The sequence below is a fragment of the Mycobacterium sp. genome, from assembly GCF_035570115.1.
Taxonomy (GTDB): domain Bacteria; phylum Actinomycetota; class Actinomycetes; order Mycobacteriales; family Mycobacteriaceae; genus Mycobacterium.
On the sequence record NZ_DATMLH010000255.1, the window covers coordinates 47,278 to 56,481 of the forward strand.

8 protein-coding genes and 1 pseudogene are annotated in these 9,204 nt (G+C 66.6%); 3 read left to right on the top strand and 6 right to left on the bottom strand.

All coding sequences use genetic code 11. The features are described from left to right. Positions 1-125: 125 nt before the first annotated feature. Positions 126-1,244 (bottom strand): alpha/beta hydrolase, encoded by a 1,119-nt coding sequence (locus tag VNW74_RS24070; RefSeq protein WP_325681484.1) that lies wholly within the window; start codon positions 1,242-1,244, stop codon positions 126-128. On the opposite strand from VNW74_RS24070, the pseudogene VNW74_RS24075 reads away from it, so the two are divergent. Both VNW74_RS24075 and VNW74_RS24080 read left to right on the top strand, forming a co-directional pair. Then, a pseudogene (locus VNW74_RS24075) lies at positions 1,243-2,084 on the top strand (aldo/keto reductase). The gene VNW74_RS24070 and the pseudogene VNW74_RS24075 overlap by 2 nt on opposite strands. A 6-nt stretch (positions 2,085-2,090) precedes the next feature. Next, a complete protein-coding gene (locus VNW74_RS24080; protein ID WP_325681504.1) occupies positions 2,091-2,936 on the top strand; it encodes an aldo/keto reductase in 846 nt (281 codons plus the stop codon). 4 nt (positions 2,937-2,940) lie between these two features. Here VNW74_RS24080 and VNW74_RS24085 read toward each other — a convergent pair whose 3' ends face one another. The 3 genes from VNW74_RS24085 to VNW74_RS24095 form a co-directional block, all read right to left on the bottom strand. Beyond that, complete coding sequence (locus tag VNW74_RS24085; protein ID WP_325681486.1) at positions 2,941-3,654, bottom strand: HNH endonuclease family protein; 714 nt, start codon at positions 3,652-3,654, stop codon at positions 2,941-2,943. Between the two features lie 79 nt (positions 3,655-3,733). Further along, on the bottom strand, positions 3,734-5,953 hold the full coding sequence (gene recG, locus VNW74_RS24090; RefSeq protein WP_325681488.1) for an ATP-dependent DNA helicase RecG: 2,220 nt from the start codon (positions 5,951-5,953) through the stop codon (positions 3,734-3,736). A 2-nt stretch (positions 5,954-5,955) separates the two neighbouring features. Next, entirely contained in the window at positions 5,956-7,644 is a 1,689-nt protein-coding gene (locus VNW74_RS24095) for a DAK2 domain-containing protein (RefSeq protein WP_325681506.1), read from the bottom strand. A gap of 252 nt (positions 7,645-7,896) precedes the next feature. Between VNW74_RS24095 and rpmB the strand changes: the two genes are divergently transcribed. After that, positions 7,897-8,091, top strand: a complete 195-nt coding sequence (gene rpmB, locus VNW74_RS24100; protein WP_325681490.1) for a 50S ribosomal protein L28 — start codon at positions 7,897-7,899, stop codon at positions 8,089-8,091. Positions 8,092-8,111: 20 nt separating this feature from the next. On the opposite strand, the gene VNW74_RS24105 is transcribed toward rpmB, so the two are convergent. Both VNW74_RS24105 and VNW74_RS24110 read right to left on the bottom strand, forming a co-directional pair. Continuing rightward, on the bottom strand, positions 8,112-8,795 hold the full coding sequence (locus tag VNW74_RS24105) for a uracil-DNA glycosylase (protein ID WP_325681492.1): 684 nt from the start codon (positions 8,793-8,795) through the stop codon (positions 8,112-8,114). After that, a complete protein-coding gene (locus tag VNW74_RS24110; protein WP_325681494.1) occupies positions 8,792-9,082 on the bottom strand; it encodes a DUF1330 domain-containing protein in 291 nt (96 codons plus the stop codon). The genes VNW74_RS24105 and VNW74_RS24110 overlap by 4 nt, the downstream gene beginning before the upstream one ends. Positions 9,083-9,204 lie beyond the last annotated feature (122 nt).

Consider the following 9,204-nt stretch of genomic DNA (forward strand, 5'->3'; position numbering starts at 1 on the left):
ACTTCACTCTCCGACCGCGGCGCGGCCGGCGATAGCGTCTAAGCGTACCGGCGGTGTAGTAGCTCCAGGGCAGCCCGGCGACGATACGGGCCGTTACGGCCCGCGAAGAAGACGGGCAATCGAACTCAGATGCGGCTGAGGTGAGCGCGCAACGCCGAAATCAACTCGGTGGTCGCGACGGCACTGCCGCCGCCGAGCTGGAAGAAGTTGGCGAAGGCGTGAGTCAGCGATCCCATGGCGCGTAAATCGACGGCAGTACCGGCCGCTTGCAGCGCCGCCGCGTACTGCTCACCTTCGTCGCGCAGTGGGTCGAAACCCGCGACCGCAATCAGCGCGGGCGGAAGTCCCGACAGGCTTTCGGCCAGCAGCGGCGACACCCGCGGGTCCGTCGGCTCGATTCCGGAACCGCCCACGTATTGGGTCTCGAACCACTCGATGTCGTGCTTGGTCAGCACGAAACCGTCGGCGAACAAGGACTGCGATCGGGTCTTCGCGGTGAAGTCGGTCCGCGGGTAGATCAGCCACTGCAGCACCGGCTTAGGGCCATGCGGGTCTTCGTCGTCGCGCGCCAGCTGGGACACCACGGCCGCAAGGTTGCCGCCGGCGCTGTCGCCGCCGACAGCAACCTTGCCCGGGATCGCCCCCAGGTCGCCGGCGTGTTGGTAAGCCCACCGAAACGCCGCGTAAGCGTCGTCGAGTGCAGCAGGCGCGGGGTGCTCAGGCGCGAGACGGTAATCGATCGATAGCACGTGGATGTCGGCGTCGCGACAGGTCAGCCGACACAGCGCATCGTGGGTGTCCAGGTCGCCGATCGTCCAGCCGCCGCCGTGGTAGAAGACCAGCAATGGTGTCGGCTCGGCGGTCGTCGGGCGGTAGTGCCGAGCCGGGATCTGACCGGCGGGCCCGGGTATCGACAGGTCGCTGACGCCGACGTGCACCTGCGGGCCGGCGAAGGCCAGCGCGATCTCTCGTGCTTGGCTCCGGGAGGCCACTAGGTCCTCGTCGACGACCAAGCCGTTGACACCGACAGCTCGCTGCGTGGACAGCATCAGCTGCAACGTGGGGTCCAGCGTGTTGCCGTCGATCGTGACCGAGCGGCCCGCGGCCAGCAACCGCTTGGCGCGGGTCGGGACCCAGGGAAGGACCTTGAGACCGACGTTGGTGGCGACGCTCTGCAGCCGACCTGCCCACCCGCTCGGCGCTTTGAGCTGCAGGTCCGGCGCGCCTGGCAGACTTCGTGTCATAGCTAGTTCCTTAGGCCCCTTGATCCCACTCAACGACGGTAATGGCATTCCCGCGGTCGGATTCGGCGTATTCAAGATTTCGCCCGCGGACACCGAGCGGGCGGTGGGCACCGCGCTGCGCACCGGTTACCGCCATGTCGACACCGCGGCGATGTACGGCAACGAACGCGAAACCGGCCGCGCGGTCGCCGCGTCCGGCGTGCCCAGAGACGAACTCTACTTGGTCACCAAGTTGTGGAACGCCGACCAGGGCTACGAGAGCACGCTGGCGGCATTCGACGCCAGCATGCATCGGCTGGGGATCGAATATCTGGACCTTTATCTCGTGCATTGGCCGATGGCGCAGCGGAACAAGTTCGTCGACACCTTCAAGGCGTTCGCTCACCTGCGCGATCAGGGCCGGATCCGGTCGATCGGGGTCAGCAATTTCGAACTCGAGCACCTCCATGTCCTTATCGATGCCACCGGGATTGTGCCCGCCGTCAACCAGGTCGAGCTGCACCCCGGCTGCCGCAGACCGCGTTGCGGGAGGTCCATGCCCGCCTGGGCATCGCGACCGAGGCATGGGGACCGCTCGGGCGGGGATCGTTGCTGACCCATCCGACCATCACCGGGGTTGCCGAAAACCGCGGCCGAACGCCCGCTCAGGTTCTGATTCGGTGGCATATTCAGCTCGGTAATATCGTGATCCCCAAGTCAGTGACCCCTGAGCGGATTGCGAGTAACTTCGACGTGTTCGATTTCGAACTCAGCAGCAACGACATGGCGTCGATCTCTTCGCTCGACGACGGCAATCGGCTCGGTCCTGATCCACGAACCTTCGACTTCACAGGCAGGTGAATGACGTTGACCGGCGAGTCGGGCGCCTTGGTCCCCTCCATAGCACTCAATGACGAGAACACGATGCCGGCGCTTGGCCTTGGCGTCGCCGAATTGTCCGACGCCGAGACCGAGCGCGCGGTCTCGGCGGCGCTGGAGATGGGGTATCGGCTGATCGATACCGCTGCGGTCTACGGCAATGAAGCCGCGGTCGGCCGCGCGATCGCGGCGTCGGGGATTCCCCGTGCCGAGTTGTTCATCACCACCAAGCTGGCCAACGCCGACCAGGGCATCACGTCCACCCAGAACGCCTGCGCGGCCAGTCTGGAGCGGCTCGGCCTGGACTACCTCGACCTTTACCTGATCCACTGGCCGGCACCGCAGTTGGGCAAGTACGTGGACAGCTTCGGCGGCCTGATCCAGGAACGCGCCGCAGGTCATGTGCGCTCGATCGGCGTGTGCAACTTCACCGAGGAGCACCTGTCGAACGTCATCGACCTGACCTTCGTCACCCCAGCGGTCAACCAGATCGAGCTACACCCGCTGCTCAATCAGACCGAGCTGCGCGCCACCAACGCCGAACACGACGTGGTCACCGAGGCTTACAGCCCGCTGGCGGTCGGCAGGTTGCTGGATAACCCGGCGGTCGCGTCCGTCGCCGCCGAATACAGCCGCACCCCCGCGCAGGTGCTGATCCGGTGGAGCCTGCAGCTGGGCAATGTGGTGATTCCGCGATCGGCCAAACCGGAACGCATCGCCGAGAACCTCGACGTCTTCGATTTCGAGTTGGCCGCCGAACACATGGACACGCTCAACGGGCTCAATGACGGCACCCGGGTGCGTGAGGATCCGCTGACCTACACCGGGATCTAAGGCCTTACCCGGCCGGGCACGTGGCAGTGGCCTGACGCAATACATCCGCCGAAGCCCCGTCGACGGGAAGCGCGTAACCGCGCGACACTGCGACGTACTGCATGGCGTACTGGCACCAGAACGCTTTGTTGGGCGGCATCCATGACGCCGGCTGGGAATCGGCCTTGTCCTCGTTTGCCTTCCCGGACACCGCCAGCAGGTTAGCCGGATCGTTGGCGAACCGCGCCCGTTCGGCAATCGACCAGCCGTAGGCCCCCATGTCCCAGGCCAGCGCCAGCGGCACGATGTGGTCGATCTCCACCGACGCACCGACCCCGGCGCCACGGTGAAAGTTGATGGTGGCATTGGTGTACGGGTCGCGCAGGATGCCGGTTTCGATGGCGTCGGGGCACCGTTTGATCCGCACATACGTCTTGTCGACGAGGTCGCGGTTGAGAATATCGTCGCGGGTGTCGCATCCGTTGTGTCCGCCGGGCGCGTCGGTGTCGTCGGTCCAGGCGTCGCCAAACGCCGGACGACGGTAGTCATAGCGACGGATCCTGGTCGGCACCAAGACGATTCCGCTTAGAACGTCGACACCGGTGTGCACGGTGGGAACGTCGGCTCGCGCCGCGAACTCCCGGGCGCGGTCTCCCGCCGACGTGGCAACCACCTGATAGGCGACCAGCACCGCGAGCGACGCGATCGCCGACAACCACAGCAGCGTTGTGCGGTTCATATGCGCCGCTCCTCAGCATCGCCACGTCCCCCTCGCCGCTGAGCGGCTGGGGGTGCCCCCACTGCATCGTCGTCGGCGGTCATGACTTATCCAAGTATGCGATGCGCTCGGTTCCGGTGAATGGTGCCGCGAGTAGGCCCAATCCGGGATGCGAGGACTCGTCGTCGTAGACCTTCTCGCAGAAGTCCCGGGCCGCCTCGATCACATGCTGGTGATCGATCAGCGACAGCAGTTGTAGCGCGATCCTACGACCGGACTGGCTGCGGCCCAGCACATCTCCTTCTCGGCGCTCCCTGAGATCCAAGTCGGCGAGAGCGAACCCGTCGAGCGTCCCGGCGACGGCATTCAGTCGCCGACCTGCCCGGGACTGCGGCGCCACCCAGCTCGCCAGCAGACATAGGCTCGCATGCGCGCCCCGGCCAATGCGGCCGCGTAATTGATGCAACTGGCTGATCCCGAACCAGTCGGCGTCCATGACCAGCATCACGGTCGCGTTCGGGACGTCAACGCCGACTTCGATGACTGTGGTGCACACCAACACATCGATCTCACCGGCGCGAAAAGCCGTCATCACGGCATCCTTCTGCTCGGCGGACAGCCGGCCATGCATGAGTCCCAGCCGTAGACCGGCGAGCTGGTCTCGGCGCAGCCGGGCGAATAGCTCTTCAGCTGTCGCCGATGGCCTTCCACCGTTGTCGGTCTCGCCGCTGCTGTCGGTCTCGTCGATCCGCGGCGCCACCACGTAGGCCTGACGCCCGTCGGCAACCTCCTCGATGATGCGTCGCCAGGCCCGGTCCAGCCATGCCGGCTTGTCCTTGACGAAGATGGCGCTGGTGGTGATCGGTTGCCGACCGCGGGGAAGCTCACGCAGCGTCGATGTCTCCAGGTCGCCGTAGACGGTGAGCGCCACGGTCCGCGGTATCGGGGTCGCCGTCATCACCAGCAGATGCGGTGTAATCCCGGCAGGGGCCTTGGCCCGCAACTGGTCTCGTTGCTCGACACCGAACCGATGCTGCTCGTCGACGACGACCATGCCGAGCTGGTGAAATTCGACCGCGTCTTGCAGTAGCGCGTGGGTGCCTACCACGATGCCGACTTCGCCGCTGATGATCTCGCCGCGAACCTGTTTTTTCTGGGCCGCCGACATCGAGCCGGTGAGCAGCGCCACTCGCGTGGCGTTCTCAGCACCGCCGAGCTGCCCAGCCATCGCCAGCGGCCCAAGCACATCGTTGATCGACTGGAGATGTTGTCCGGCAAGTACTTCCGTCGGCGCCAACAGTGCGCACTGGTAGCCTGCATCGACCATCTGCAGCATTGCCAGCACCGCTACGATCGTCTTGCCCGACCCCACCTCGCCTTGCAGCAGCCGGTTCATCGGGCGGGTCGAGCCCAGTTCGGTGGAAAGCACCTCCAGCACCTCGCGCTGGCCAGCTGTCAACTCGAATGGCAAACACTGCAAGAGCTCTTGCTTGAGCCCGTCCGAACGCATTGACGCCGCCGGCCCAGACTGGGCCAGTTCGCCGTGGCGACGGCTCACCAGCGCCCACTGCAGCCCGATGGCCTCGTCGAACGTCAACCGTTCTCGGGCACGCCGGCGGTCGGCGTCATTTTCGGCCAGGTGGATGGCGCGCAGCGCCTCATCTTCGGAGACCAGATTGTGCTTGGCGCACAGCGCTTTCGGCAGTGGGTCCGCCACCGGGTCGAGGACCTCGAGCACCTGACGTACACAGTTGAAGATGTCCCAGCTCTGCAGTTTGGTGCTAGCCGGATAGATCGGGTAGAAGCGGCGTTCGAACGCCTCCTGCAGCACCTCACCGCTGACAGCCCGCGACGCGTCGGCGATGTTGCGCAGCGACGCGCTGCCGTGGTTCCTGCCGTCCGGGGAGTCGAGGATAAGGAACGCCGGATGCGTCAGTTGCATTGCGCCGCGGAAGAACCCAACCTCGCCGGAGAGCATCACCTTGGTCCCCTTGGTCAGCCCCTTCTTGAGGTAGCGAGGGTTGAAAAACGTGGCAGTGACCTTGCCACGCCCGGAGCCGAGGGTGACGAGCAATATCTTGTCTCGTGGGCGATTTCTGATCGGCTTCTCGACAACATCAGTGATCTCGTCGACGAGCGTGACGTGCTCACCTTCGGCCGGCCGCTCGTCGGCGGCGCCGCGCACACTGGTGCCCTCGACGTAGCTGCGTGGGTAGTGGCGAAGCAGATCGTCGACGGTGCGGATGCCGAACACCTCGTCGAGGGGGTTCGCGGCTTTGGCGCCGATGATGTAATCCAGGCGGTCGCTCAGCGTCACCATGGCTACTCCACCCCGATCAGCAGCGCGTCGCCGCGGTGCCCGGTGTGGTAGGTCACCAGCTCGGTTCCCGGGTGGCGGTCGTGCACATGAGCCTGCAGCCTGTCGGTCACCGCCGTCGCGTCGACGTGCCGGTCGATATCGGCGCCCACCAGCACCGTCACCAGTTCACCCCCGGCGGCCAACAGCAAATCGATCAGGCCGATTGCGGCCGACGCGACGTCGGGGGCCACGATCAGCACCTCGTCGCCCGCGATGCCCAGCCCGTTGCCGGGTTCACAGGCACCCGCCCAGGTCAACGCCGTTTCGGTCGCGATGCGCACCGATCCATGCTTGGCGGCGCCGGCGGCGCGGGCCATCGTGAAGCCGTCGTCGACGGCTGGCCGGCCCGGTTCGTGTACCGCGAGCGCAGCCAGCCCCTGCACCATCGATCCGGTCGGCAGCGGCACCACGTCGATGCCCCACCCGATCGCAGCGGTGCAGCCGGCCACCAGTTCCTCGGCGGCCAGGTAGCCGTTGGGCAACACCATCACCTGCGCGGCTTCGGTATCTACGACTGCGCGCAGCAGCTGCTGGGCGCTGATGGCCGTCATCGGGTCGGCGACGTGCGGGCCCGGACGCAGCACGCAGGCGCCCTCGTCGGCGAACAACTCTGCGGCGCCGTCGCCGTCGACGACCGCCAACACCGCGCGTTCCCGGGTCCAGCTGCCGGGCGGCAGCCCGCTCGCGGCACCGGTTAGCGCGGAGATCTGGATCCGCCGCGGATTGCCGAACGCCAGACCCGCTTCGATGGCGGCCCCGGCGTCGTCGGTGTGGACATGGACCGAGTAACCGCCGACCACGCCAGACGTCGCGATGGCCACCGACTCACCGAGCTCATCGAGCCGCTCGCGCAGCAGATCGGCGCCCTCGGTGTCGCACCCACCCAGCAGGTACATCACCTCGAATTGCGGCGCCGGGGGTTGCGCGGCCAGCTCTGTGGTTTGCCGACGCGGCTGTGTCGGTGCTGGCGCATACAACGTGCGGTTGGGCGCCTGGCCGGTGATCGTCGAGCGCAACGCGTCGAGGAGGACCAGCAGACCCCGCCCGCCCGCGTCGACCACCCCGGCGTCGCCCAGCACGTCAAGCTGCTCGGGGGTCTTCTCCAGCGCGACCACCGCGGCGTCGCCTGCGGCGGTGACCGCCCGGGCCAGCCCCTCCCCGGCGCGCTGCTCGACGGCATCGGCCGCCGCCCGCAGCACCGAGACGATCGTCCCCGAGACCTCCTGGCCGCCCATCGAGGTGACAACCAGGTCAACGCCGCGGTGCAGTGCCGCACCGAGCAGCGCCGCGTCAATGATCTGCAGTTCGGCGCCGGATTTGGCGGCGGCGTCGGCGGTGACGTCGGCGAAACCGCGCAGAATCTGCGACAGAATCACCCCGGAGTTGCCGCGCGCGCCGTTCAGCGCGCCCGCCGACAGGGCGGCTGCCACCCGGACGACGTCGCCAGGCCCGGCCTTGGACGTAGCAACGGTGTTGGCCTCGGCTAGCGCCGAACGCATGGTGAACAGCATATTGACGCCGGTGTCAGAATCGGCGACCGGGAACACGTTGAGCCGATTGATCTCGTCGATGTGGGTGATCAGGTCGCCAACGGCTGTGTGCGCCCAGTCCCGCAGTGCCGATGCGTCCAATGCGCGATCCGGTCCAGCCAGCCCCGACCCCACCTAGAACCCACCTCCTCACGCCGCCGTCGGTGGGCGCCAGCCTATCTATTGCGGCCGACAGCACAGGTCACAAGGCGCCCGGCGCGTGTTGATCGTTTTGGCGGTTCCGCCCGCCGGCCGCTATCCTGGGCAGGTCGCCGGGCCACCCGTGAGGTCGCGCGCTGCGACGATGCAGGCCTGACGGGCCTGAGGAGGAGCAGGGCAATCGGCCCATGGCCCCAGAGCTTTGAGGAGTTAGGTATGGCTGCCGTCTGCGATATCTGCGGAAAGGGCCCGGGCTTCGGCAAGTCGGTGTCGCACTCCCATCGCCGGACCAGCCGTCGATGGGATCCCAACATCCAGAGCGTGCGCGTTGCCACCCGCCCCGGCGGCAATAAGCACCGCGTCAACGTCTGCACGTCGTGCATCAAGGCCGGTAAGGTCACCCGCGGCTAACGGATAGCCCGGCTGCAGCATTACGGCAGGCGCCAGTCAATCGGTTCGGCACCCATCCCGACCAGCAGCTCGTTGGCGCGGCTAAACGGGCGGGAGCCGAAAAACCCTCGCGATGCCGAGAGCGGCGAGGGATGCGGCGATTCGATCGAGACACACTCGCTGCCCGCCAGCATCGGCTTCAGCGTCGAGGCGTCGCGGCCCCACAAAATAGCCACCACCGGCTGCCGGCGATCCACCAGAGCGCGAATCGCGCACTCGGTGACGGCCTCCCATCCCTTGCCGCGGTGAGACGCCGGGTTGCCCGGCCGGACCGTGAGCACGCGGTTGAGCAGCAGCACTCCACGCTCTGCCCACGGCGTGAGGTCGCCGCAGGATGGCGCCGGATAACCTAAGTCACTGGCATATTCGGCGAAGATGTTCTCAAGACTTCTCGGCAGCGGCCGTACAGCGGCGGCCACTGAGAAGCTCAGGCCAACTGCATGCCCTGGCGTCGGGTACGGGTCCTGACCCACAATCAGCACTCGGACCTGTTCGAACGGAAACGTGAATGCGCGCAACACATTCGGTCCAGCCGGCAGGTAACTTCGGCCGTCTGCGATCTCCGCGCGCAGAAATTGACCCATCTTGGCCACCTGGTCGCCGACGGGCTCCAGTGCATTGGCCCAACCGTCCTCGACGAGTTCACGCAACGGCCGCGCGGTCACGCCAGCCCCTTCGCCAACAGCACCACGCTGTCCGCGCCCTTACGGCGATCCTTTGAAATTTCTTGATAGTCAGGCGATTCCGACCACACGCGGAATGCCGCCTCGTCGGGAAAGGACATCAACACGACCTTGTCCCGATCCCACTGGCCCTCAACCACCTGCGGGGATTCGTCGGCAACCAGCAACGTGCCACGGTGACGACGGAAGACATCCATGAACCGCGTCTGGTACCGGTCGTAGGTGGCGCGGTCGGTGAACCGCAACTGGGCGATGGCGTAGACGGTCACCGGGTCACCCTACTGCCCGGTGCCCGCCTCTCCCCCGCAAGCGGGAGGTGCCCCCACCTCGGGCTGCTCAGCCGCCCGGATCGTCACCGGGCGTGAAGGACTGCCAGCCGGCGTATCCGCGC